General features: G+C 65.2%; 24 protein-coding genes. 11 read left to right on the forward strand and 13 right to left on the reverse strand.

The annotated features are described in order from the left end of the window. Positions 1 to 98 precede the first annotated feature (98 nt). From FOY51_RS13145 to FOY51_RS13155, 3 genes are read right to left on the reverse strand one after another with little or no spacing between them, the layout of a single operon-like run. Positions 99 to 755: a TetR family transcriptional regulator gene (locus FOY51_RS13145; protein WP_149430680.1), complete on the reverse strand. Its 657-nt coding sequence runs from the start codon at positions 753 to 755 to the stop codon at positions 99 to 101. A 2-nt stretch (positions 756 to 757) separates the two neighbouring features. Then, entirely contained in the window at positions 758 to 1,303 is a 546-nt protein-coding gene (gene purE, locus FOY51_RS13150) for a 5-(carboxyamino)imidazole ribonucleotide mutase (RefSeq protein ID WP_149430681.1), read from the reverse strand. Further along, complete coding sequence (locus FOY51_RS13155; RefSeq protein ID WP_149430682.1) at positions 1,300 to 2,574, reverse strand: 5-(carboxyamino)imidazole ribonucleotide synthase; 1,275 nt, start codon at positions 2,572 to 2,574, stop codon at positions 1,300 to 1,302. The genes purE and FOY51_RS13155 overlap by 4 nt, the downstream gene beginning before the upstream one ends. Before the next feature lie 105 nt (positions 2,575 to 2,679). Here FOY51_RS13155 and FOY51_RS13160 point away from each other — a divergent pair, with 105 nt between their 5' ends. Then, entirely contained in the window at positions 2,680 to 3,213 is a 534-nt protein-coding gene (locus tag FOY51_RS13160) for a GtrA family protein (protein WP_149430683.1), read from the forward strand. On the opposite strand, the gene FOY51_RS13165 is transcribed toward FOY51_RS13160, so the two are convergent. The 4 genes from FOY51_RS13165 to FOY51_RS13180 are packed head-to-tail and all read right to left on the reverse strand — an operon-like array spanning position 3,214 to position 6,618. Next, on the reverse strand, positions 3,214 to 4,521 hold the full coding sequence (locus FOY51_RS13165) for a sensor histidine kinase (protein ID WP_149430684.1): 1,308 nt from the start codon (positions 4,519 to 4,521) through the stop codon (positions 3,214 to 3,216). 12 nt (positions 4,522 to 4,533) lie between these two features. Continuing rightward, the gene (locus tag FOY51_RS13170) at positions 4,534 to 5,214 is read right to left on the reverse strand and encodes a response regulator transcription factor (protein WP_149430685.1); all 681 of its coding nucleotides are present in this window, start codon (positions 5,212 to 5,214) and stop codon (positions 4,534 to 4,536) included. Positions 5,215 to 5,218: 4 nt separating this feature from the next. Then, positions 5,219 to 5,797, reverse strand: a complete 579-nt coding sequence (locus tag FOY51_RS13175) for a PH domain-containing protein (RefSeq protein ID WP_149430686.1) — start codon at positions 5,795 to 5,797, stop codon at positions 5,219 to 5,221. Between the two features lie 17 nt (positions 5,798 to 5,814). After that, the gene (locus FOY51_RS13180) at positions 5,815 to 6,618 is read right to left on the reverse strand and encodes a biotin--[acetyl-CoA-carboxylase] ligase (RefSeq protein ID WP_149430687.1); all 804 of its coding nucleotides are present in this window, start codon (positions 6,616 to 6,618) and stop codon (positions 5,815 to 5,817) included. Positions 6,619 to 6,709: 91 nt separating this feature from the next. On the opposite strand from FOY51_RS13180, the gene FOY51_RS13185 reads away from it, so the two are divergent. From FOY51_RS13185 to FOY51_RS13195, 3 genes are read left to right on the forward strand one after another with little or no spacing between them, the layout of a single operon-like run. After that, complete coding sequence (locus tag FOY51_RS13185) at positions 6,710 to 8,350, forward strand: acyl-CoA carboxylase subunit beta (RefSeq protein WP_149430688.1); 1,641 nt, start codon at positions 6,710 to 6,712, stop codon at positions 8,348 to 8,350. A 38-nt stretch (positions 8,351 to 8,388) separates the two neighbouring features. Continuing rightward, positions 8,389 to 8,625, forward strand: a complete 237-nt coding sequence (locus FOY51_RS13190; RefSeq protein WP_371830442.1) for an acyl-CoA carboxylase epsilon subunit — start codon at positions 8,389 to 8,391, stop codon at positions 8,623 to 8,625. Then, positions 8,622 to 9,281, forward strand: a complete 660-nt coding sequence (locus tag FOY51_RS13195; protein ID WP_149430690.1) for a Maf family protein — start codon at positions 8,622 to 8,624, stop codon at positions 9,279 to 9,281. The genes FOY51_RS13190 and FOY51_RS13195 overlap by 4 nt, the downstream gene beginning before the upstream one ends. Here the strand turns inward: FOY51_RS13195 and FOY51_RS13200 are convergent, their stop codons facing one another. Beyond that, on the reverse strand, positions 9,282 to 9,926 hold the full coding sequence (locus FOY51_RS13200) for a helix-turn-helix transcriptional regulator (RefSeq protein WP_187776302.1): 645 nt from the start codon (positions 9,924 to 9,926) through the stop codon (positions 9,282 to 9,284). 141 nt (positions 9,927 to 10,067) lie between these two features. Here FOY51_RS13200 and FOY51_RS13205 point away from each other — a divergent pair, with 141 nt between their 5' ends. The 3 genes from FOY51_RS13205 to FOY51_RS13215 all read left to right on the forward strand — a co-directional run bounded on the left by FOY51_RS13205 (position 10,068) and on the right by FOY51_RS13215 (position 13,319). Further along, the gene (locus FOY51_RS13205) at positions 10,068 to 10,961 is read left to right on the forward strand and encodes a sulfurtransferase (RefSeq protein WP_149430691.1); all 894 of its coding nucleotides are present in this window, start codon (positions 10,068 to 10,070) and stop codon (positions 10,959 to 10,961) included. Further along, positions 10,958 to 11,371 (forward strand): SufE family protein, encoded by a 414-nt coding sequence (locus FOY51_RS13210; RefSeq protein ID WP_187776303.1) that lies wholly within the window; start codon positions 10,958 to 10,960, stop codon positions 11,369 to 11,371. Before FOY51_RS13205 ends, FOY51_RS13210 begins: the two co-directional genes overlap by 4 nt. A gap of 163 nt (positions 11,372 to 11,534) precedes the next feature. Continuing rightward, on the forward strand, positions 11,535 to 13,319 hold the full coding sequence (locus tag FOY51_RS13215) for an acetyl/propionyl/methylcrotonyl-CoA carboxylase subunit alpha (protein WP_149430693.1): 1,785 nt from the start codon (positions 11,535 to 11,537) through the stop codon (positions 13,317 to 13,319). Between the two features lie 4 nt (positions 13,320 to 13,323). On the opposite strand, the gene FOY51_RS13220 is transcribed toward FOY51_RS13215, so the two are convergent. Continuing rightward, positions 13,324 to 14,730: an aminotransferase-like domain-containing protein gene (locus tag FOY51_RS13220; RefSeq protein WP_149430694.1), complete on the reverse strand. Its 1,407-nt coding sequence runs from the start codon at positions 14,728 to 14,730 to the stop codon at positions 13,324 to 13,326. On the opposite strand from FOY51_RS13220, the gene FOY51_RS13225 reads away from it, so the two are divergent. Further along, entirely contained in the window at positions 14,729 to 15,703 is a 975-nt protein-coding gene (locus tag FOY51_RS13225) for a DMT family transporter (protein ID WP_149430695.1), read from the forward strand. The two genes, FOY51_RS13220 and FOY51_RS13225, sit on opposite strands and share 2 nt — an antisense overlap. On the opposite strand, the gene FOY51_RS13230 is transcribed toward FOY51_RS13225, so the two are convergent. After that, positions 15,645 to 16,535: a TIGR03621 family F420-dependent LLM class oxidoreductase gene (locus tag FOY51_RS13230; protein ID WP_353961369.1), complete on the reverse strand. Its 891-nt coding sequence runs from the start codon at positions 16,533 to 16,535 to the stop codon at positions 15,645 to 15,647. The genes FOY51_RS13225 and FOY51_RS13230 overlap by 59 nt on opposite strands. Before the next feature lie 122 nt (positions 16,536 to 16,657). Here FOY51_RS13230 and FOY51_RS13235 point away from each other — a divergent pair, with 122 nt between their 5' ends. Next, positions 16,658 to 17,641: a bile acid:sodium symporter family protein gene (locus FOY51_RS13235; RefSeq protein WP_149430696.1), complete on the forward strand. Its 984-nt coding sequence runs from the start codon at positions 16,658 to 16,660 to the stop codon at positions 17,639 to 17,641. Here FOY51_RS13235 and FOY51_RS13240 read toward each other — a convergent pair. Continuing rightward, positions 17,627 to 18,607, reverse strand: coding sequence for a helix-turn-helix transcriptional regulator (locus FOY51_RS13240; RefSeq protein WP_149430697.1), 981 nt, complete (start codon positions 18,605 to 18,607; stop codon positions 17,627 to 17,629). The genes FOY51_RS13235 and FOY51_RS13240 overlap by 15 nt on opposite strands. Before the next feature lie 61 nt (positions 18,608 to 18,668). On the opposite strand from FOY51_RS13240, the gene FOY51_RS13245 reads away from it, so the two are divergent. After that, positions 18,669 to 19,799: an epoxide hydrolase family protein gene (locus FOY51_RS13245; protein WP_149430698.1), complete on the forward strand. Its 1,131-nt coding sequence runs from the start codon at positions 18,669 to 18,671 to the stop codon at positions 19,797 to 19,799. A gap of 6 nt (positions 19,800 to 19,805) precedes the next feature. On the opposite strand, the gene FOY51_RS13250 is transcribed toward FOY51_RS13245, so the two are convergent. Together FOY51_RS13250 and FOY51_RS13255 are read right to left on the reverse strand one after the other, a co-directional pair. Then, entirely contained in the window at positions 19,806 to 20,861 is a 1,056-nt protein-coding gene (locus tag FOY51_RS13250) for a 2,3-butanediol dehydrogenase (RefSeq protein ID WP_149430699.1), read from the reverse strand. Between the two features lie 44 nt (positions 20,862 to 20,905). Beyond that, positions 20,906 to 22,750, reverse strand: coding sequence for a flavin-containing monooxygenase (locus FOY51_RS13255; protein ID WP_149430700.1), 1,845 nt, complete (start codon positions 22,748 to 22,750; stop codon positions 20,906 to 20,908). Between the two features lie 93 nt (positions 22,751 to 22,843). Here FOY51_RS13255 and FOY51_RS13260 point away from each other — a divergent pair, with 93 nt between their 5' ends. Then, entirely contained in the window at positions 22,844 to 24,037 is a 1,194-nt protein-coding gene (locus FOY51_RS13260) for a helix-turn-helix domain-containing protein (RefSeq protein ID WP_149430701.1), read from the forward strand. Positions 24,038 to 24,043: the final 6 nt, after the last annotated feature.

Here is a 24,043-nt window from a genome sequence, read left to right on the forward strand (position 1 = left end):
CGCGGCACTGAGTGCCATCCAATCGGACTATACCGCACGAAACTTCGTCGTTCAGTGCCAATGTTGGACACTGAGTGCCAGTTCACTCGATGTCCATGTCACTGCGCGTCCAGTTTCCGCTGTACCAACTCGGCAACGCGCCGCGACGACATGTCTCTCGGAAAGACCGCTACCACCATGTTGTCGTCGGAGGCGGTACGCCAACCATGACCGATACTGCCCAACACGTCTCGCAACTCGCGTGTCGTCGTCCGGCTGCCATCGCGCGCCATCCGGCGCAGCAGGTAGTTGTGGGTGGCCGTCACCGTCGCCGCGAACTGAACGAGAACAAGATCGGGCTCATCGGGAAGAGATCGACGCAGATAGTCGGTGAACAGGCGCTCGTAGCGAAAGATCGTCACGATCTCGCGGTCGCGCAACGCGGGAACCTCGTGCACGACGCCGTAGCGGCGCTGTGTGATGTCCCGCCAGTTCGAGAAGCCATCGAAGATCAGCACCGCGGCTTCGCGAACGGCATCCCACGGATCGTCGTGCTCGCCCGCGAGAAAATCGGCCGCTTGCGACAAGAGAATTTCGTGATCGGCGAAAACGACGTCTTCCTTCGCGCGGAACTGTCGAAAGAAGGTGCGTCTCGAGATTCCCGCCGCCTCGGCGATCTCGTCGACGGATGTCGCCTCGTACCCCTTCTCCGCGAACAGCCGGAGCGCCTCCGCAACGACGACGAGCCGAAAGCGGGCGGACGCGTCGGTGGGCACGGTCAGCCCAGCAGCTTGTTGCGCAGCGCCGCGTCCTTCTCCAGCACCATGGTTTCCAGGCCCGCCTGGAACTGCTCCATTCGCGCGCGAAGGGCGTCGTCGGACGAGCCGAGAATTCGTGCGGCGAGCAGCCCTGCGTTGCGAGCCCCGCCGATCGATACCGTCGCGACCGGAACACCCGCGGGCATCTGCACGATCGACAGCAGCGAATCCATGCCGTCCAGGTACTCGAGCGGAACCGGAACCCCGATCACCGGCAGTGGTGTTGCCGACGCGACCATGCCGGGCAGGTGGGCAGCACCACCGGCACCGGCGATGATGACCCGCAGGCCGCGCCCGGCGGCGTCGCGGGCGTAGTCGAGCATCCGCTGCGGCGTGCGGTGCGCCGAGACGACGCCGACCTCGAACCGAATTTCGAACTCCGCCAACGCTTCCGCAGCGGCTTCCATCGTCGGCCAGTCGGAGTCGCTGCCCATGATCAGGCCTACCTGCACTGCGGTCCCAGAAACGTCGGTCCCAGAAACGTCGGTCCCAGAAACGTCGGTCATGAATGTATGTCCCATCCGTCGGTCCATTCGGCGTGTGACAACCAATGGGCCGCACGCTCGGCTTTTTCGCGCACCACTGCGACGTCGTCGCCGAGCACGTTGACATGCCCGATCTTGCGCGCGGGGCGTTCGCCCTTGCCGTACAGGTGCACCTTGGCATCGGGCATTCGGGCAAACAGGTGATGGACTCGCTCGTCCATGCTCATCGTCGGCGCATGTGGAGCGCCGAGCACGTTCGCCATCACCGTGACCGGGGCAAGGGGCGACGTGTCGCCGAGCGGGTAGTCGAGCACGGCCCGCAGATGCTGCTCGAACTGCGACGTTCGCGCGCCGTCCATTCCCCAGTGACCGGAGTTGTGCGGGCGCATCGCAAGCTCGTTGATCAAGATCTCGCCCGTGGTCGTCTCGAACAGCTCGACCGCCATCGCCCCGACCACACCCAGTTCGCCTGCCAGCCGCAGCGCCAGATTCTCGGCCTCTGCCGATACGTCTTCGGACAGATCCGGCGCGGGAGCAATCACGACAGCGCACTGGCCGTCGCGTTGGACCGTCTCGACGACCGGCCACGCCGCACCCTGCCCGAACGGTGACCGCGCCACCATCGCAGACAACTCGCGTCGCAGCGCAACCTTGACTTCGACGACCAGCGGCACGTCCTTGGCCAGCTGCTCCTCGACGATCTTCTCGGCTTCCCACTGGTCGGCAGGCATCCAGACACCACGACCGTCGTAGCCACCGCGAATCGCCTTCACCACCACCGGCCAGCCGTGATCGTCTGCGAAACGGGTGACGTCACCCAGCTCGGTGACCTCGGCATAGGGCGGGATGGGCAGGCCGAGTTGCTCCAACTTGCGCCGCATCGCCAATTTGTCCTGCGCGAAGATCAACGCTTCCGGTGGCGGAGCTACGTTCACGCCTTCGGCGACCAAGATGTCGAGGTGCTCGGTGGGCACGTGCTCGTGATCGAAGGTGAACGCATTGGACCCGACTGCCGCTCGACGCAGCGCATCCAGATCCGTATGCGATCCGATCACCACATCGCGGCACACCTGAGCAGCCGGCTCGTCGGCACCGGCGGACAGCACTCGCAGACTTTGGCCGAGCGCGATCGCGGCCTGATGCGTCATCCGTGCGAGCTGCCCGCCGCCGACCATCGTGACCACCGGCATCGATGCATCCAACTCGCGTGGTGTGCTGGGGCGGGGCGCCGACCCGTCGAGTTTTTCGAGATCCGCAGCTGAAGTTCCATCCACGGCTGACAATGTTGTCATGTTCGGTCGACCACGACGGTTGCACGTGTGAAGTTCCGTATGGATTGACCCCAATATGCGCGTCGAGTCGGCAACAGTTCGTTGCCTTTCGTACACTTCTTCGTTGTGTCCCTAGTCGATAACGCGGTAGGTCGCGTTCCCCAGCCCTACCGGGACATGCTGCTTCGGCACAGCGAGTTGATCAAATTTGCAATCGTCGGCGGAACCACCATGGTTTTCGATTTGGCGATCTTCTACTCCCTGAGCCTGACGGTTCTCGAAGAGAAGCCGGTGGTCGCCAAGATCATCTCGGGCGTGCTCGCAACGATCCTCAGCTACATCCTCAATCGCGAGTGGGCATTCCGGAATCGTGGCGGTCGGGAACGCCACCACGAGGCGCTGCTGTTCTTCGCGATCAGCGGAATCGGTGTGCTGCTTGCCGCCGCACCGTTGTGGATCGCGAACAACATCTTCGACATCCGCGAGACGACGGAGAGCCTGACGACGCGGCTGATCGTCGATTTCGTCCTGAACTACATCATCGGCAACCTGCTGCAGATGGTCTTCCGGTTCTGGGCGCTGCGCCGATTCGCGTTCCCGGACGAAGACGTGAACGCGGTCGATTACGACGAGGCCGAGGAAGAGTTCGGCCACTCGTAGCTAGCGCGGTTCACCCACGGTCGGCAGCGCCGGAACGGTTGCTCGTGCCGATGCCAGGAACAGTGCGAACAATGCGGGACGCCGGCGCTGCAACTCCAGCCGTCCGCCATCGGCCTCGACCAGTGCACGCGCGAGCGCAAGGCCGACGCCGGTAGATCCGGCACCGGAGAAGCCGCGGTCGAAGATGTGCGGAGCGAGGTCGTTGCTCACGCCTGCGCCCTCGTCGGCCACTTCCACACAGACACTCGGTTGATCGCCGAGACCGTGCGCCATGCGCACCGTCACCGTGCAGGCGCCGTCGCCGTGCACGAGCGCGTTGTCGACGAGTACCGATACCGCCTCACGCAGACGTGAACCGGTGATCGGGGCGCGCAGCGACGCATCACCACCCAGCACCAGGCTGCGACCCGCATCCACGAACGGACGTTGCCAATCGGCGACCACGCCCGACAACTCCGCGACGACCGGCACCGGTCGCCCACCGGCCGCACCGTCGATGCGCGACGACCGAACCAGGTCGTCGATCGCGACGGTCAGCCGATCCACCTGGGCCATTGCTTCTTCGGCTTCGTCGACCACCGCGGGATCGTCGTGGACGGAGAGCTCGTCCAGTCGTAGGCGGACGGCGGTGAGCCTGCTGCGGAGCTGATGGGACACATCTGCGACCAACGTCCGCTCGCGCTGCAGTCGACCGGAGATTTCGACGGTCGCCGAGTCCAGAACATCGGACACCCGGTCCAGTTCGGCGATGCCGTGCCTGCGCGGATCGGGCCGGAAGTCGCCCTCGGCAAGCCGAGCCGCACGGGCTGCGACATCCCGCAGCGGGTCGGCGAGGCGTCGCGCGGTCACGACGGCGACTCCGGTACCCGCAGCCATCGAAGCCAGCACGACCAGCGCGACCGTCGCGACGGCCTGTCGCTGCAACACTCGCATCTCGTCGGACGGCACTTCCAGTCGCAACGACCCCGATGTGCCCATCGACAGCGATTCGACCAGCGGGTTCCGGACGGATTCGCTGCCGATGTCGATACGGGACGCGCTGTCCACGGGGGTCGGATAGACCACGACAAGCTTGCCGCCGTTGGGGATCAGCAGACGTACGGCGCTTGCGTCGAGCGGTCCGTCGACCAGCCCCTCGTCACCCTCCTGCGAGATGATCTCCGCTGCCATCCGATCGAGACGGGTCTGCAGGTCGTTGCGGGTGATGTCTTCGACCCACAACCAGGCCGTGTACATCAAGGGCAGGCCGAGGACCAGTGTGGTCAACAGAACCACCGCGAGGACCGACAGCAGAATTCGGCGGCGCATGCGTTGGCGAAGCTAGTCGGTGTTCAGCCGGAATCCGACACCGCGCACCGTCGCGATGCGCCGTTCCGCCACCGACCCCTCGTCGCCGATCTTTCGGCGCAACCAGGACATGTGCATGTCGAGGGTCTTCGATCCGCGCAGCTCGGCATCGCCCCACACCTCGCGCAGGATGGTGTCTCGCGAGACCACCTGCCCAGCACGGTCGATGAGTACCTTGAGCAGCTCGTACTCCTTGTTCGCGAGACCGATCTCGCTGCCGTTGACAAGAACGCGTCTCGCCGCGGGCTCGAGCCGAATGCCGCCGACCTCCACCACTGCGTCCTCGGAGCCGGTGCTGCGACGCAGCAGCGCACGCACGCGGGCCATCAGCTCGGCGAGACGGAACGGCTTGCCGACGTAATCGTCGGCGCCTGCGTCGAGCCCGACCACGAAATCGACCTCGTCGGTCCGTGCCGTCAGCATGAGGACAGCCAGGTCGGAGCGGTGCGCGCGCACCTGGCGGCACACCTCCAGGCCGTCCATCCCGGGCAGACCGAGATCGAGAATCAGCAGGTCGTGGCTGCCTTCGAGAGCTGATTTGAGGGCAGCTGGGCCGGAATGCTCGATCGTTACGGAGTATCCCTCCCTGCCGAGAGCACGGGAAAGCGGAGCGGCGATGGCCTCGTCATCTTCGGCCAGGAGTACGGCAGTCACGAATTCAGCGTACGGACCTGCCGCGATGCCCGTCGGGATCGTCGGGATCTTGCCCGAATTCGTCGCCTCGATCGCGGTCACGGTCGAGATCCATCGCATCGAACACCTGGTGATAGAGCAGCGAGTGGACCCGCTCCACCTGCGGCACCTCGTCGAACTCCAGCGGATCCTCCGATGCCGACCCGATGATCAGGGTGCCGGTACCCAGCATGCGGTCGAACAGTCCGTGCCGAAACTGAACGTTGGAGATCCGCCCCATCGGAATGTCGATGCCGGTGTGGGTGAGCACACCTTTGCGAATAAGGACTCGCCGATCCGTCACGATGAAATGTGTTGCCTTCCAACGGATCAGCGGAACCAGGCAGCGCCACGCGACCACGATCGCCCACAGCACCGCCACCGCGATCAGCAGAATCGATCGACTGTTCCCGTCGATCCGTGCCTGCACGACGCCGAGTAGAAAGCCTGCAATCGCAGTCGCGACGATGAAGACGAGTGCGGGGACGAACAGCATCTTCCAGTGCGGATGCCGATGCAGCAGCAGCTCTTCGTCGTCCGCGAGAGCATCTTCCGGATATCCCATTTCTTGTCGAACCCTGTCTATGCCGGTCGCAGGTGGGTCACGTCGCCGGCCGAAACCGAACGGACGCCGGCACCGGTGTCGATCGAAAGCCTGCCTTGGGCATCGACATCGGTCGCGGTGCCGGTGACCGCCTCGCCGCCGGGCAGGTCCGCGCGAACCGACGCGCCGATCGTCGAGCAGCGTTCGCGGTAGACCGCGGCCAAGTCGGCGGTGGACCACCCCACCCTCTCCCATGCGGTCAGCCGCGCTGCCAGTTCTCGAAGCAGGGCGCGAACCAAGGTGGTGCGGTCGGTGATGTCGGCCCCCGCGAGCAGCAAGGACGTCGCCTCCGGCGCGGGCAGCTCGTCTTCGCGCAGACTCACGTTGAGGCCGATCCCGATCACCACGACGGGCTCCGGTGCGGTCTCCCCCACCTCGGCGAGGATGCCTGCCACCTTCTTGCCGTCGATCTGAACATCGTTGGGCCACTTCAGCTTTGCGTCGACCTTTGCTGCCGCACGCAAAGCGTCTACGGCGGCGATGCCGGTCAGCAACGGCAACCACCCCAAATCGGCGGGCGGTATTCCGGGTAGCCGCAGCAGCACCGACATCGAGATCTGCGCCTGTGGCGGACTGATCCAGGTGCGGGAATGCCTGCCGCGGCCGGTCTCCTGGAACTCCGCGATCAACACGCTCCGATCGGCGTCGCGGTCGCCTGCGCGCGCCAACAAGTCGGCGTTGGTGGAACCCGTGCTGTCGACGACGTCGAGAGCGGAAAAATACTCGAGCCCTCGCCGCAACTCGGCGGCGTTGAGCGGAGGTCGGCTGAGATCGCTGAACATACGAGTAGCGTACGGCCGCTTCGGCTTTCTACTGACGAGTAGCTCCCCTCGCCATTTGTCACGGAGTTTCCGCTCGTTAGGCTGTCTCTTCATGACCAGTGTTGCGTCGTCGACTCCGACCGAGAAGACATCTGCCCCAGACATCCACACCACCGCAGGAAAGCTCGCGGACCTGCGGAATCGTCTGGACGAAGCCAAGCTGCCCACCGGCGAAGCCGCCGTGGAGAAGGTGCACGCGAAGGGCAAACTGACCGCCCGCGAGCGCATCACCGCACTGCTCGACGAAGGTTCGTTCGTCGAACTCGATGCACTCGCGCGCCACCGCAGTGTGAACTTCGGCTTGGCCGAGAACCGGCCGCTCGGCGACGGTGTGGTCACCGGCTACGGCACCATCGACGGTCGCGACGTCTGCGTCTTCAGCCAGGACGTCACGGTCTTCGGCGGCAGCCTCGGCGAGGTGTACGGCGAGAAGATCGTGAAGGTCATGGACCTCGCACTCCGCACCGGTCGACCGCTGATCGGGATCAACGAGGGTGCCGGTGCACGCATCCAGGAAGGCGTGGTCTCGCTCGGCCTCTACGGCGAGATCTTCCACCGCAACGTGCAGGCATCCGGTGTCATCCCGCAGATCTCGCTGATCATGGGCGCCGCCGCGGGTGGGCACGTCTACTCCCCCGCACTCACCGACTTCACCGTGATGGTCGACCAGACGTCGCAGATGTTCGTCACGGGACCCGACGTGATCAAGTCGGTGACCGGCGAAGAGGTCACGATGGAGGATCTCGGCGGAGCACACACGCACATGGTGAAGTCCGGTGTCGCGCACTACGTTGCGTCCGGCGAGCAGGATGCCCTCGACTACGTCAAGGATCTGCTGAGCTACCTGCCGAGCAACAACCGCGGCGAAGCACCCCGCATGATCCCGACCGATCCGATCGACGGCTCGTTCGAGGACTCGCTGACGGCCGAGGACATCGAACTCGACACGCTGATCCCGGACTCCTCGAATCAGCCGTACGACATGCACGAAGTCATTCGACGCATCCTCGACGACGACGAATTCCTCGAGGTGCAGGCCGAACGCGCGATGAACATCGTCGTCGGCTTCGGTCGTGTCGACGGCCGCAGCGTCGGCATCGTCGCAAACCAGCCGATGCAGTTCGCGGGCTGTCTCGACATCGACGCCTCCGAGAAGGCCGCGCGTTTCGTCCGTACCTGCGATGCGTTCAACGTCCCGATCATCACCCTCGTCGACGTGCCGGGGTTCCTGCCCGGTACCGATCAGGAATACAACGGCATCATCCGCCGCGGAGCCAAGCTGCTCTACGCCTACGGAGAGGCGACGGTCGGCAAGATCACCGTCATCACGCGCAAGGCATACGGCGGCGCGTACGACGTGATGGGCTCCAAGCACATGGGCGCCGACGTGAACCTGGCCTGGCCGACCGCGCAGATCGCCGTGATGGGCGCTTCCGGCGCTGTCGGATTCGTCTACCGCAAGCAGTTGCTCGACGCCGCAAAGAACGGTGAAGACGTCGATGCCTTGCGCTTGAAGCTCCAGACCGAGTACGAAGACACGCTGGTGAACCCGTACGTCGCCGCTGAGCGCGGCTATGTCGACGCGGTCATCCCGCCGTCGCACACACGTGGTCAGATCGTCGCCGCACTGCGTTTGTTGGAACGCAAGATGGTGACGTTGCCGCCGAAGAAGCACGGAAACATCCCGCTGTGAGCGGCGGAGCGAGCCATGACACTGTGAGCCATGAAGCTGTGAATACCGAAGAGACCAAGCCTGCCGAGCCGGCTTTCTCGGTCGTGAAGGGATCGCCCACCGACGACGAGGTGGCAGCGCTGGTCGCCGTGCTGAGCGCGGCGGCCGCCGACGCAGCGCAGACGCCCGAGTCGACGCGTCCACCCGAGCTGTGGGGAGCGCCGGTGTCGATGCATCGAGGCGACTCGCCGTTCTCGCCGTACTCGTTCGTCCACCTGTCGGTTCCGCGCGCTTGACCCGACTGGTTCTCGCCTCGGCATCGCCCGCCCGACTGTCCGTGCTGCGGTCGGCAGGAGTGGAACCCGTCGTTCGGGTGTCGAACGTCGACGAGGACGCTGTCGCCGCGACGCTGCCCGCCGACACCTCCCCCGCAGATGTCGTGATCGCGCTCGCCCAGGCGAAGGCGCAATCGGTGGCGTCGGAACTGACCGCGGGATTGGACGGCGTGTGCTGGCTCGACGGCGCCGACGCGTTGGACTGCGTGATCGTCGGCTGCGATTCGATGCTGCACATCGACGGCGAATTGCAGGGCAAGCCACACTCCGTCGACGTAGCGCGCGAGCGCTGGTCGCAAATGGCGGGTCGTAGTGGTGACCTGCTGACGGGGCACAGCGTGCTGCGATTGATCGACGGCAAGATCACCGCACGCTCGGGCGCCACCAGCACGACCACTGTGCATTTCGGAACGCCTGCCGCCGCCGATCTGGAGGCCTATCTGGCAACCGGCGAACCGTTGCAGGTTGCGGGCGCGTTCACCCTCGACGGACTCGGCGGCTGGTTCGTGGAGAAGATCGACGGTGATCCGTCGAGCGTCATCGGGATCGGACTGCCGCTGGTCCGCAAGCTGCTCAACGATGTCGGTGTCGGTGTGGCCCAGCTGTGGTCGGCCTGATCAGGCGCGAGCCAACCGGGCGAGGCAGACGTCGGGTTCGACGAATGGATGCAGACTCGCGTTGATCTCGCCGCGGGCGCCCGCCCTGTCCAGCATCTCCCGGAGCAGGCCGAGGTGTACACCGCACACCACGTCCGGATTGGTACGGGCCAGAGCGCGCAACGGGCACGCGGTGAGTCGGATCGACACCGGCGTGCCGTCGTTTTCCGCATCGGCATTCGTCCGCTCGGGCACCGGCGCGAACCCCAACTGCGACTGCGCCGTCGTGACTGCCCGCTTCGCGTCGTCGAGTGTGTCGACCGACTGCACGGAATCGTCGATCTTGGCGGCCCACGCTCGCCCTGCGGTGACGGCCGCATCGAGACGGTGAGTCCTGTCGACGCCGAGCTGATCCGCGAGCACCCTGGCCAACTCCTGATAGCCGGCCGAACGCTGCACCACGGAGTACCCGGTCGACGGCCGTCCCCGGCCCTGCGGTGCCAGCTGTACCGGCCGGACAGCCGAGTTCTTGGTCAGCACCTCGAGATGAAAACGGACAGTCGTCACGTGCTGCCCGGTCCGTTCGGACAGCGTGCGTGCGTCGAGCGGACGATCGGCGTCGCGCAGTATCTTCAGTAGCCGACGGCGCGGCCATGACTCCAACATGTGAAATCCCCCTGTTTCCCCGTACTCGACCTTAACCGACCGAGTGTTCCGTTATCGAAGAACTACCATCGGGTAGACCGTGCCGTGACGCACTGGTTGCCGACTGCCGAGAAGCCGCTTGTTCGAGAAGGAGCCCCCGCCGTGCCCGTTGCGTCCGATCCGAATCCCGCTTTCGCGAAGTACGCCCACCCCGATCGGCTGGTATCGACGGAATGGTTGTCGTCGAAGATCGGTGACCGCGGCGTGAAGATCGTCGAGTCCGACGAAGACGTGCTGCTCTACGACGTCGGCCACATCCCTGGCGCCGTCAAGGTCGACTGGCATGTCGATCTGAACGATCCGGTGACTCGCGACTACATCGACGGCAAGCAGTTCGCACAGCTGATGAGCCGCAAGGGAATTGGGCGCGAGGACACCGTCGTCATCTACGGCGACAAGAGCAATTGGTGGGCCGCGTACGCGTTGTGGGTGTTCACGTTGTTCGGACACAAGGACGTGCGACTCCTCGACGGCGGTCGTGACGCGTGGCTGTCCGAGGCGCGTGAGACGACCCTGGACGTGCCGAACGACGCACCGACCGATTACCCGGTCGTCGAGCGTGACGACGCCGCCATTCGCGCGTTCAAGGACGATGTGCTCGGTCATCTGGGCAAGGGCCCGCTGATCGACGTTCGGTCGCCGCAGGAGTACACGGGCGAGCGCACCCACATGCCCGACTACCCGGAGGAGGGTGCGCTGCGCGGCGGCCACATCCCCACTGCGGCAAGCATTCCCTGGGCAAAAGCCGCGGCACCCGACGGTCGGTTCAAGTCGTTGGCGGAGTTGCAGGAGGTCTACGGCGACTTCAATGCCGGCGACGATGTCATCGCGTACTGCCGCATCGGCGAACGCTCCAGCCACACCTGGTTCGTCCTGACCCACCTGCTGGGCTTCGACAAGGTCCGCAACTACGACGGGTCGTGGACGGAATGGGGGAACACCGTTCGGGTCCCGATCGCCAAGGGCGACGAACCAGGCGAGGTTGCCGCACAGTGACAGGTCTGCCTGCTGCACTGGCGGAGATAGTCGACGACTTCGCCGCCGTCGACGGTCAGGACAAGCTGCAATTGCTGCTCGAGTTCAGCCGCGAACTCCCTCCGCTGCCCGCGGAATTGGCCGAGGACGCCATGGAACCGGTCCCGGAATGCCAGTCGCCGCTGTTCCTGTCGGTCGATGCCGCCGATCCAGCCAAGGTTCGGCTGTACTTCAGTGCGCCGCCGGAGGCGCCGACCACCCGCGGTTTCGCGTCGATCCTGGCTCAGGGACTCGATGGGTTGAGTGCGCAGGAGATATTGGACGTGCCCGACGACTTCTACGTGAACCTGGGGTTGGCCGATGCGGTCAGTCCACTTCGGCTGCGCGGGATCTCGGCGATGCTGGCCAGAATCAAACGGCACCTGCGATAACCGGAACGCTACTGATCAGTAGCGATTCGGATGGGTGCCGCGCATACTCCGGTCCATGTCGATCCGGTTACAGTGTCAGACGGATTGTTGCTTAGGCTCCGATAGAGCGACAGTAAGACGATCGGCTGACCTCGGCCGATGAGATGCGAACACAGGAGGCTCAGTGCCCAGTCATGCCAGCGCGCAGATCACCAAGGTCCTCGTAGCGAACCGTGGAGAGATCGCGGTTCGTGTGATCAGGGCGGCGGCGGATGCCGGGCTCGCCAGCGTGGCGGTGTACGCGGAGCCGGACGCCGATGCCCCGCACGTACACCTTGCCGACGAGGCGTTCGCGTTGGGTGGCCAGACGTCGGCGGAGTCGTATCTGGTGTTCGACAAGATCCTCGACGCGGCGAAGAAGTCCGGCGCCGACGCGATCCACCCCGGCTACGGGTTCCTCTCGGAGAACGCCGACTTCGCGCAAGCCGTGATCGATGCCGGCCTGATCTGGATCGGACCGTCGCCGCAGTCGATCCGCGATCTGGGTGACAAGGTCACCGCCCGCCACATCGCCGAAAAGGCGAAGGCTCCGATGGCGGCAGGCACCAGGGATCCGGTGAAGAACGCCGACGAGGTCGTCGCGTTCGCCAAGGAATACGGCGTTCCGGTCGCGATCAAGGCAGCGTTCGGCGGCGGTGGTCGCGGTATGAAGGTCGCGCAGACCATCGAAGAGATCCCCGAGTTGTTCGAATCCGCCACCCGCGAGGCCGTCGCCGCGTTCGGTCGTGGCGAGTGTTTCGTCGAGCAGTACCTGGACAAGGCCCGCCACGTCGAGGCCCAGGTCATCGCCGATCAGCACGGCAACGTCATTGTCGCCGGTACCCGCGACTGCTCGCTGCAACGCCGGTTCCAGAAGTTGGTCGAGGAGGCCCCGGCCCCCTTCCTGACCGACGAGCAGCGCGCGAAGATTCACGCCTCGGCGAAGGCGATCTGCAAGGAAGCGCACTACTACGGTGCGGGCACCGTCGAATACCTGGTCCAGGGCGACACGGTGTCGTTCCTCGAGGTCAACACCCGCCTGCAGGTCGAGCACCCCGTCACCGAGGAAACCTCCGGTATCGATCTGGTGCGTCAGCAGTTCGCGATCGCGAACGGCGAAAAGCTGGCGATCACCGAGGACCCGACCCCGCGCGGGCACTCCTTCGAGTTCCGCATCAACGGTGAAGACGCCGGCCGTGGCTTCCTGCCTGCACCCGGACCGGTCATCAAGTTCGACGCGCCGTCCGGCCCCGGCGTCCGCGTCGATTCCGGTGTGGTCTCCGGATCCGTGATCGGTGGCCAGTTCGATTCGATGCTCGCGAAGCTGATCGTCACCGGCGCCACCCGACAGGAAGCGTTGGAGCGGTCGCGTCGGGCGTTGGCAGAATTCACCATCGAAGGTCTCGCAACGGTCATCCCGTTCCACCGTGCGGTCATCGAGGATCCGGCGTTCGTCGGTGACGAGAACGGGTTCGACATCTACACCAAGTGGATCGAAACCGATTGGGTCAACACGGTGGAGCCGTTCACCGCCGGTGAACCTGCCGAGGACGACGGTCTGCCGCGGCAGAAGGTGGTCGTCGAGGTCGGCGGTCGTCGCGTCGAGGTGTCACTGCCCGGCCAGTTCAGCCTCGGCACCGGTGGTGGCGGCAACGGTGTGGTGCGCAAGAAGCCGACCCCTCGCAAGCGTGGCGGTGCAGGTGGCGGCGCAGCCTCCGGTGATGCCGTGACCGCCCCGATGCAGGGCACCGTCGTCAAGGTCGCTGTCGAAGAAGGCCAGGAAGTCGCAGCCGGTGATCTGATCGTCGTACTCGAAGCCATGAAGATGGAAAACCCGGTCAACGCCCACAAGGCCGGTGTGGTCACCGGCCTGACGGTGCAGGCCGGCGCTGCCATCACTCAGGGAACGGTCCTCGCCGAGCTCAAGTAGCGGCTCACGGTTCGCCGACTACCGCGCCGATGATGCGCGCGGCGTCGGCGAACCGATCCGGACTCTCGCCCGCGTAGTTCAGACGCACGTAGGGTCCTGACGCCTCGGCCGGAAACCACTCGGTGCCCGGCGCGATGATCAGGCCTCGCAATTCGCATGCCGCGACGACGCGATCGACGACGCTGCCGTCGGGCAGCCTCGCCCAGAGGTTCAGTCCCCCAGCAGGAACGGTATTCACTGTCACCGCAGGTGCGTGTTCGCGTACGGCAGCGAGCAGGATGTCGCGTCGGGACCGCAATTGTGCGCGAACGCTGCGTAGGTGTGCGCTCCATCCCGGCTGGGTCACGACGTCCAAGGCGGCGGCCTGCAATAGTCCGCTGACGTACATGGATTCGGCAGCGCGGTCCGCGAGGATTCGTTCGCGTGCCGGACCGCGGACGATGACGGCGGCAACCCGCACCGCGGGCGAGACGCTCTTGGTCAGCGACCGCAGGTAGATCACGTGCCCGTCGTCGTCGAGTGCCGCAATGGGTCGCGGATCGGCGTCGATCGCAAGGTCGTGCGCCCAGTCGTCCTCGATCAGGAACGCACCGTGCTTGCGAACGATGTCGAGGATCGCCTGACCCGTGGCAGGCGGCCATTGAGTGCCGGTCGGATTCGCGAAGGTGGGTTGTGCGTAGAACGCACGAGCCCCCGTGCGCGCGAAAGCGCGTTCCACCTCGTCGGGGTCGGGGCCGTCCGGTCCGACGGGAATCGGAACGAGTACCACACCGGTTTGCGCCGCCGCGAGTATCGCTCCCCAGTAGGTCGGCGACTCGATCAACACCGGCCGTCCCGCCCCGACGACAGCACGGAAGATCGAACTCAGCCCACTTTGACTGCCCGCGATGATCAAGGCGTCGCGGGCTGCCGCTGGAGTCACACCTGCCGGTGCGACGGCGGCCAACTCACTTGCAAACCATTCCTGCAGGCCGGGCATGCCCGCCGCAGGTGAGCGGGTCGTCGCGGCATCCGACTTCGCGACCCGCGCCAGCGATTGCCGAACGAGGCGCTCCGGCAACAGGTCTCGCGCCGGATAACCGGAATGCAGACCGATCGCATCCGGTGCGACGATTCGCTGAGTCGACGACATGGCACCCATCCGCGACAGCGGGGCACCGAGCGGCGCGGTCTGCCAGCCGTAGTCCACCGGCTTAGCCGTGCGCACAGCGCGGACGAACGTGCCGACGCCGGGACGTGACTCCACCAACCCTGATGTCGAGAGCTGTCGCATCGCCTTCTGCACCGTCACCGGACTCGCACCGTACTGCGCAACCAGAGCTCGGTTCGAGGGCACCCGCGCCCCTGGCGCAGCCGTAGCGATCCATTGGCGCAGTCCGGCGACGATCCGTTCGGTGCTATCGTCGTACATGAGAGAACAGAGTAGCGTTATCGCCTCGCAAGCAACACCGTTATCCATACGCGCCGGACTCGGTTGGGGTTTGTTGGGCACCCTCGCGTTCTCGTTCACCGTTCCGTTCACCCGCGTGGCCGTCGACGGACTCTCGCCGCTGTTCATCGGCTCGGGCCGGGCAGTGGTCGCCGCTGCGTTGGCGGCCGTGGCGCTTGCCGTGACACACCAACTCCGACCGACGACGAATCAGTGGCTGCGGTTGGGTGTGGTCGCAGGTGGTGTGGTGATCGGGTTCCCGTTTCTGACGTCGTTCGCCTTGGCCACTGCGCCGGCAAGTCACGGTGCCGTCGTCATCGGCCTGCTGCCTGCAGCGACCGCAGTGACCGCGGTAGTTCGCGGGAAGGAAATCCCCGCGCGGTCGTTCTGGGTGTTCGCCGGTCTCGGCGCACTCGCCGCCGTCGCCTTCGCCTCGTTGCAGAACGGCGGCTTGGGCGAGCTGCACTGGTCGGATCTACTGCTGTTCGGCGCGGTCGTCGCGGCGGCGATCGGTTACGCCGAAGGCGGTTTGCTCGCAAGAGAGCTCGGCGCATGGCAGACCGTGTCGTGGGCGCTGGTCCTTGCCGCACCGTTGATGATCGCGTTGGCTGGCTTCTCTGTGATCACTCGACCGCCCTCCGCCAGCGGCACCGAGTGGTTGGCATTCGCCTACCTCGCGGTGGTGAGCATGTACCTCGGCTTCTTCGCCTGGTACCGCGGTCTCGCGATCGGCCCGATGGCTCAGGTGAGTCAGGTCCAGCTCGCCCAACCGGTGCTCACGATTGCGTGGGCATGGCTGATCCTGCGCGAACAGATCGGCTGGACAACGGTTTTCGGCGGAGTCGCCGTCATCGCCTGCGCCGCCCTCGCCGTCCGCACCCGCCTTCGGGAGGCTGCTACTTCAGAAGTCCAATCACCGGAGCAAAAGATTCCATCGCGTCTTCGAGCACCGTGACGTAGCTGAATCCGAAGCGGTCGCGTCGTTCCCGCAGCCGCTCGGCCATGACTGTCGGCGACCCGACCAGGACCGTCGGAATATCGTCGACCGCGGCTGCCGCCTCCGCAGTGACGAACGGCGTGATCTCGTCGACCAGGGCAGCGCGATCTGCTTCGCCAGCAACCTTCTGAATCAGGACGTTCAGCTCGACAGAATCCGTGCGCCCCGCCAGCAGCGTACGGACGTACCGAACCCGCTCGTCGACGTCGTTGCCGCTGCCCAGCGTCGGCGATCCGCCGTCCTTGCCCGCGGCGGCACCGGTGAAGCCGATGACGTCGGCGTGCCGGGCGGCCAACGCCAGCACCCGATCGCCACGGCCGGCCAGCAGCAGCGGTGGCCCCGGTTGCTGCAGCGGCGAGGGCTGGAAATCGGGGTCGGCGAAGGCTTTCGTCAGCACTTCGACTGTGTGTTCCAAATGGTCGACGCGGGCGCGCGCCGCGGGAAACGGCATCTCGGCGGCGTCGAATTCGGCTTTGACGTAGCCGGCACCGAGCCCGATCTCGAGCCTGCCGTCTGTGAAGCGGTCCGTGGTCGTGAGATCGCGAGCCAGGAGCAGCGGGTTGTAGAACGCGGTGTTGAGCACGAAGGTGTTCAGTCGCACTCGCTCGGTTGCCTCGGCAGCGAGCACCAGCGACGGAAACGGCGCGGGCAGGCCGAGATGATCGGCTACACCGATCACGTCGTATCCGAGCTCTTCGGCCCGTCGAGCCCGCCCGACCCATTCGTCGCGCGATGACGGGGCAAGCATGTTGACGCCGAAGCGAAATGGACGTTGCGAAGGAATAGTCACGCCACCACGCTAGCCAGCAGCACCGACAAGTGGGCGAACGGCACTTTCGTTGCGTTGGGCCGAACGAGCGTGCCGTTCACTCCACGGGAAAGGGGGCGGATTCGGCGGATATCATTACCCGAGTGAACTTGTTGCGGAAGGCTCGGCTCGACAGCTTTGTGGTCGGCATCGTTGCCGTCGCCGCGTTGGCGAGTCTCTTCCCTGCGACCGGCGTCGGCGAGACCATCCTGAACTGGGCCACCAAGATCGCGATCGCGCTGCTGTTCCTGATCTACGGTGCCCGACTCGCGCCGCGTGAGGCCTGGGAAGGCGTCAAGCACTGGCGCCTGCATTCGGTGGTGCTTGCCTCGACGTATTTGTTGTTCCCGCTGATCGGGCTGGCATTGCGATTCCTCGCGCCGAGCGTCCTCAGCGACGACCTCTATACCGGCGTGCTCTACCTGTGCCTGGTCCCGTCGACCGTGCAGTCGTCGATCGCGTTCACATCCATCGCCAAGGGCAACGTTGCGGGTGCCGTGGTGAGCGCGTCGTTCTCCAACATCGTCGGCGTTTTCGTGACGCCGATCCTGGTGATACTGCTCGTGCATACGACCGGCGACACCAGGGTCGACGCGTCCTCGATCCTGAACATCGTCGCCCAACTCCTCGTGCCGTTCCTGATCGGGCAGTTGATCAGGCCCCTCGTCATCGGGTGGCTGACCCGAAATGCCAAGCCCACCAAGATCGTCGACCGCGGATCGATCCTGCTGGTCGTCTATTCGGCATTCAGCGAGAGCATGAATCAGCATGTGTGGTCGTCGATCTCGTTGTGGCGCATAGTCGCCGTCGCCGTGGTGTGTGCCGCCATCCTTGCGGTTGTGCTGGTGGCGACCACGATGGTCGGCAAGGCGTTGAAGTTCCCGATTGCCGACCGCATCGTGATCGTCTTCTGCGGCTCCAAGAAGAGTCTAGCGAGCGGCCTGCCGATGGCGTCGGTGTTGTTCGCCGGTCACCCGATCGGGCTGATCGTGCTGCCGCTGTTGCTCTTTCACCAGATTCAGCTGATCGTGTGCGCAATCCTCGCACCCCGATATGCCCGACGACGCGACGAGTTAGTCGCTACCTGACACGATCGCGTTCGCATACCGCTGACCGATCAGCCGCAGGTGCTCGATCAGCTTGGGCGGACCGGTGACGCGAAAGTCCAAACCGAGCATGCCGATGTAGACGGCGACCACCTCGAGACTGTCCGCTCCCGTGACGAGAACGCAGGTGGACTCGTCGATCGACTCGACGATGCCGACGGCGGCATGAATGCGCGAGAGGACTTCTTCGGCGGAGGCGAGCACTGTGATCCGGGCATGCACCTTCCATCCCGTGGACGCGACGGTACGCAGGACGAAGGTGGTGTAGTCCTCGCCGGGCAGCGGCTGCGGCCGGTAGCGGCGGCCGGTCGGCATACGCAAGTCGATCCAATCGACGCGGTAGGTGCGCCATTGCCCCTGCTCGTCACGCCCGACGAGATACCAGTACCGAACCCAACTCACCAGTCGATACGGCTCGACCAGAATCGGCAACGGATCGGCCTCACCGTCGGGCACCAGGTAGCCGAATCGCAGGTAGTGCTCGTCGCGAATCGCGGCGGCGATGGCGGACAGCACCTCGGGTGCGATCTCGGGATCCTCGACGTTGCTGTCGGTGTTGTCCGGCCCCTTCGACATGGTCGATCCGATCGCGTTGACCTGCCTGCGAAGTCGGTGCGGGAGCACCTGTTCCAGCTTGGCGAGTGCGCGGGCGCTGCTCTCCGCCATGCCGCTCACGCCTGCGCCGGTTTTCAATCCGACAGCGACGGCGACCGCCTCTTCGTCGTCGAGCAGCAACGGTGGCAGCTTCGCACCGACGCCGAGCCGGTAGTGGCCTGCCGCACCACGGGTGGCATCGACGGGATAACCGAGCTCGCGCAGACGATCGATGTCGTTGCGAATCGTCCGTGTACTCACGCCGAGTCGCTCCGCCAATTCGGAGCCGGGCCACTCCGGTCGTGACTGCATCAAGGCAAGCAACGAGAGCAATCGAGACGACGTTTCGCGCACGTGGAAAATCATCCCACACATTAGGAATCTATCGTTCCTATATGCGTTCTACCGTTCTTTTATGACCACAAACAAGAACGACTCGACCATTCGCCCCTTCACCGTCTCCGTCGCCCAGGCCGACCTCGACGACCTGCGTGCCCGGCTCGCCAACACTCGCCTCCCCAAAGCCGCACCCGGCGACGACTGGGAACTCGGCACCCCCAACAGCTACCTCGCCGACATGGTCGACACCTGGCAACACGAATTCGACTGGCGCGCACAGGAAGCCCGGATGAACGAGTTCCCGCACCACCTCACCGACATCGACGGCCAGACGATTCACTTCATCCACGTACCGTCCGCCGAGGCGAACGCCACACCGCTCCTGCTGATTCACACCTACCCAGGTTCGTTCGTCGACTTCCTCGACATGATCGGCCCGTTGACCGACCCGGTCGCTCACGGCGGCAAGGCGGAAGACGCTTTCTCCGTGGTGGTTCCGTCGATTCCGGGCTTCGGTTTCAGCACGCTCGACGAGCGTGGTTGGACCATGGCTCGCGTGGCACGCGCGTTCGACACACTGATGCGCAGGCTCGGGTACTCGTCGTACGGCTCGCACGGCAGTGACGGCGGCGCGATGATCTCCCGCGAGCTGGGCCTGTTGAACCCGGAAGGATTTCTCGGTCTGCATGTGCTGCAGCTGTTCTCGTTCCCGTCCGGCGATCCGACGGAGTTCGAGAAGTTCACTCCGAAGGACTACGCCGCGCTGGAGCACATGCAGTGGTTCCAGTCGGTCGGCGGATACAACGCCATCAACTCGACGCGCCCGCAGACAGTATCCGTCGGCATCTCCGATTCGCCGGTCGGCCAGCTGGCGTGGAACGAACTGTTCAACAACTTCGGCAACGGCACCAGCCTGGTCAGCAAGGAACAGATCCTGACCGAGGTGTCGCTGTACTGGTTCACCAATTCGTCTGCAGCAGCGGGGCGCTACCACTACGAGGAAGCCCATGCAGTCACCGAACCCGCGATCAACTCGGCCCGCACCGGTGTGGCCGTCTTCGCCGACGACTTCAAGTCGATCCGGTCCCTGGCCGATCGAGACAACGACAACATCGTGGCATGGAGCGAATTCGACAAGGGCGGCCACTTCGCTTCGCTCGAACGCCCCGACGACGTGACCGCCGACCTGCGAAAGTTCTTCGCGTAGCGCCCGTTACGGCTTGACCAGGATCTTCACGTTCTCCTCTTTGTTGTTCACCAGTTCGTCGAAGCCCTTCTTCACGATGTCGTCGAGGTCGATCCGTCCAGTGATGAACTGGTACGGATCGACCTTGCCGTCTGCGATCATCGCGATGGTGGCCGGATGGTCGTCGGCATAGGCCAGGCTGCCGAGCACGTTGACCTCACGGAAAACCAAGTCGTTCATCGCAACTGCCGCCTCGTGGCCCCAGATGGCGACGTTGACACAGGTGCCGCCCGCTCTGGTCGACTGAATCGCCGACTTCAACACCGCGTCGATTCCCGCGCACTCGAACGACACATCGGCACCGCGGCCGCCGGTCGCCTCCAGCACCTGTTCGACGACGTTGCCCTCCGTCGGGTCGATCACATGATCGGCTCCGGCGATGGGCGCCTTGGCCTTTCGGACATCGGCAGGCTCGACGACGATGATCTGCTCGACGCCCGCGGCCCGCAGCGCCGCCGTCGTCACCAGCCCGATCGGACCCGCCCCGAACACCAGCGCCGAATGACTCGGCTGCGCCTTCGACAACCGCACGGCGTGGTAGGCGACAGCCAGCGGCTCCACCAGCGCACCGACGTCGGTACCCAGCTCACCGAGCTTGTGGATCCATTTTCGCTCGGCGACGACGTACTGCGAGAACCCGCCGCCGTAACCGGACAGACCGACGAAACCCAAGGTCTGACAGACGTTGTACCTACCCTGCGTGCACGCGTCGCATCTGCCGCAGATGATGTACGGCTCGACCACCACACGCTCACCGACCCGGACGTCGTCGACTCCCGCCCCCACCTCGGCAACCACTCCGGCGAACTCGTGGCCGAGGGTGATCGGCACCGTCTCGCCGGTGATCGGATGGGGCGCGTCGGCAGGCGGCGCGAAGATCGGGCCGTCGAGATACTCGTGCAGATCGGTGCCGCAGATGCCGCACCACTCCACCTCCACCTTGACGGTGCCGGGCCGCGTTGCCGGCTCGGGGATGTCGTCGATCCGGATGTCGTGCGGACCGTAGAAACGTGCTGCCTTCATGCTCAACTCCTGCCTTCATGCACAACTGCTGGCTGGATGCTCGGCTACGACAGGTGATGGACTTCCTGAAGTCCGTAGACCGGCGTGGGAATCCCCTCGTACCTGGCCTTCAGCTGCAGCGCGAGGTAGAGCGAATAGTGCCGCGACTGATGGAGATTGCCGCCGTGGAACCACAACGCCTCCTGCTGCGTCGGCTTCCACATGTTTCGCTGCTCGCCCTCCCACGGGCCGGGATCCTTGGTGGTATCGGACCCCAGGCCCCAACATTTTCCGACCTTGTCCGCGATCTCTTGCCCCATCAGATCGGCGGCCCAACCGTTCATCGAGCCGTATCCGGTGGCGTAGACGACCACGTCGGCGGGCAACTCGGTGCCGTCGTCGAGGATCACACTGTTCTCGGTGAGTTCTCGAATTCCGCCGTGCGCCAATTTGATATCGCCGTTCGCGACCAGATCCGCCGCACCGACGTCGATGTAGTAGCCCGACCCGCGGCGCAGGTACTTCATGAACAACCCCGACCCGTCGTCACCCCAGTCGTGCTGGAAGCCTGCCTTCTCGAGACGGTCGTAGAACTCGGCGTCGCGTTCGCGGATCGCGTCGTACACCGGGATCTGGAACTCGTGCATGATCCGGTACGGCAGCGACGCGAACGTGAGATCCGCTTTCTGCGTTGTCATTCCGGCCGCGAGGGCGCGTTCGGAATAGAGGTCACCGAGACCGAGATCCATCAACGACGCCGATTTCACGATGTGCGTGGACGAGCGCTGCACCATCGTCACATCCGCGCCGACCTCCCACAGCGCGCCGCAGATGTCGTGCGACGAGTTGTTGGCGCCGATCACCACCACCTTCTTGTCTGCGTAGGCATCCGGCCCCGGATGTTGGCTGGAGTGGTGCTGTTCGCCGCGAAAGATGTCCTGGCCCTTGAATGTCGGCACGTTCGCCTTGCCCGACATGCCGGTCGCGAGAACCAACTGCTTCGGCCGCAGCGTCACTTCCTCGCCGTCGCGATCGACGACGACCGTCCACTCCTTCGTCGCCTCGTCGAACGCCGCGGACTTACAGGTGGTGGAGCTCCAGTAGGGCACCTCCATGACGCGCGTGTACATCTCGAGCCAGTCGGCGATCTTGTCCTTGGGCGCGAACACCGGCCAGTTCTCCGGAAACGGCATGTAGGGCAGGTGGTCGTACCAGACGGGATCGTGCAGGCACAGCGACTTGTAGCGGCTACGCCACTGATCGCCGGGCCGGGCGTACCGATCGACGACGATCGCGGGCACACCGAGTTGCCGCATCCGCGCACCGAGGGCGATACCGCCCTGCCCCCCGCCCACGATCACCACATAGGGCTGGCGGGTGTAGCCGAGCTCTTTCTCGTCGGCCTGACGCTGCTCGGACCAGGTGACGCGGTTGGGGTCGGCGCCGTGCTTGACGCCCATCGGACGATGCTCGCCCTTCCCTTCCTCGTAGCCCTTAAGCTCTCGCAACGTGGTCAGCAGCGTCCACGCCACAGTGCGATCTTCCCCCGGTCGCTCCGCTCCTGCCCGCCGATCCTCCTTCAGGCGCAGATGGCCCATCCCCCGGCCCACCGCGGTGTCGAACTCGATCCACGCCGAGGTCACGCCATCTGCTTCGTCGGGCGTCTCGGTGGTACGGAAGCCGGACGGGTCGACGTCGTCGAGCCGGGCACCCAACATGTCGGCAACGCCGTCGCGACCCTCGACCGTCTTGATGTTCCAGGTGAACGCGACCAGATCGCGCCAAAAGCTGTCGGTGGCGAACATTGCGGCCGCCGCCTCGACATCGCGTGCGGCGAGCGCTGCCTCGAATGCCGCAAGCCAACTGTCGACCCGTTCCTGCGGCAGCGTCCGCTGCAGTGTCTGTGTCATCGAAACTCCCTTATGGTGGTGTGACACAGAGCACACGCCCTTCTGGGGACCGCAACAAGGGTTGCAACGGATTGCACGAAAGAGAACACGACGGTGAGTAGCTTCAGCGCGATCAGCCCGGGCACCGACCTGCCCCGACACGCGCGTGACCTGCTACGTATGCACGACGCGGTGATCGGTGGCGGCACGCCGCCGATGCGTCCCCGCGATGTGGTTGCCCGGTCCTGGACCCGAGTGCTCGACGCCGGCCTGACTCCGGACGGCACCAATACCCGCGCACCGCTCGGCATCGACGAAGTGGAGCGACGCCGTCGCGCATCGCCGCTGTCGACAGTGATCGGCGAACTGGATCAGGTGATCGCGGCCGTCGCCGACGCGTCGCAGATGTTGCTGGTGGTCACCGACGCCGACGGCATCATTCTGTGGCGCGCCGGATCCTCGGCCGTGCGCCACGTCGCGGACAAGCTCGGCTTCGGCGAGGGCGCCGAGTGGACCGAATCCATGGTGGGCACCAACGCGATCGGCACCGCTCTCGCGGAAGCCGCACCGGTGCAACTGTTTTCGGCCGAGCATTTCGAGCAGACCCAGCATCCCTGGTACTGCACTGCCGCCCCGATCCACGATCCGCGAACGGGTGAGCTGCTGGGCATCGTCGATGTCAGCGGACCCGCGCTCACCTTGCATCCCACCATCACGGCGCTGGTGGAAACCGCTGTGCGCCTTGCCGAATCGCAGCTGTGGCGTCACCACGAGAGCAGGCTGGAACGGCTGCGCGCCGCATCCGCACCGCTGCTCGCCTCGATCAAGGGACCACTGCTGATCGTCGACGAACACGGCTGGGTCGCCCATACGTCCGGCGTGGCTGTTCGCGACCGGATCGCGGCTCCACGCAGCGACCGCGCACTGACGATTCCCGGGCTCGGCCTGTGCCTCCCGGAGCAGATCACCGACGGTTGGTTGGTGCGGCCCTCCGGTCACGAGACGCGGTTTCGCATCGTCCTCGACCTCACGGCAGCGCCTGCGGTGGAGGTGACCGGCTCCGAGAGCTCGTGGCGCAGCAGCCTCACCTCGCGCCACGCCGAGATCTTGCAACTGCTGGATCACAGCGGCAGGACCGGGTTGACCGCTGCCGCGTTGAGCCAGGCGATCTACGGCGATCCCGACCACGTCGTCACCGTGCGCGCCGAAGTGTCGCGGCTGCGTCGAGCGCTCGGATCGGTGGTCGAGACCAAGCCGTACCGGCTGGCGTCGTCGGTCGAGCTGACGATTCACCGAACAGAGCACTGACGCTAG

It is taken from the genome of Antrihabitans cavernicola (genome assembly GCF_008297975.1).
Classification (GTDB): domain Bacteria; phylum Actinomycetota; class Actinomycetes; order Mycobacteriales; family Mycobacteriaceae; genus Antrihabitans; species Antrihabitans cavernicola.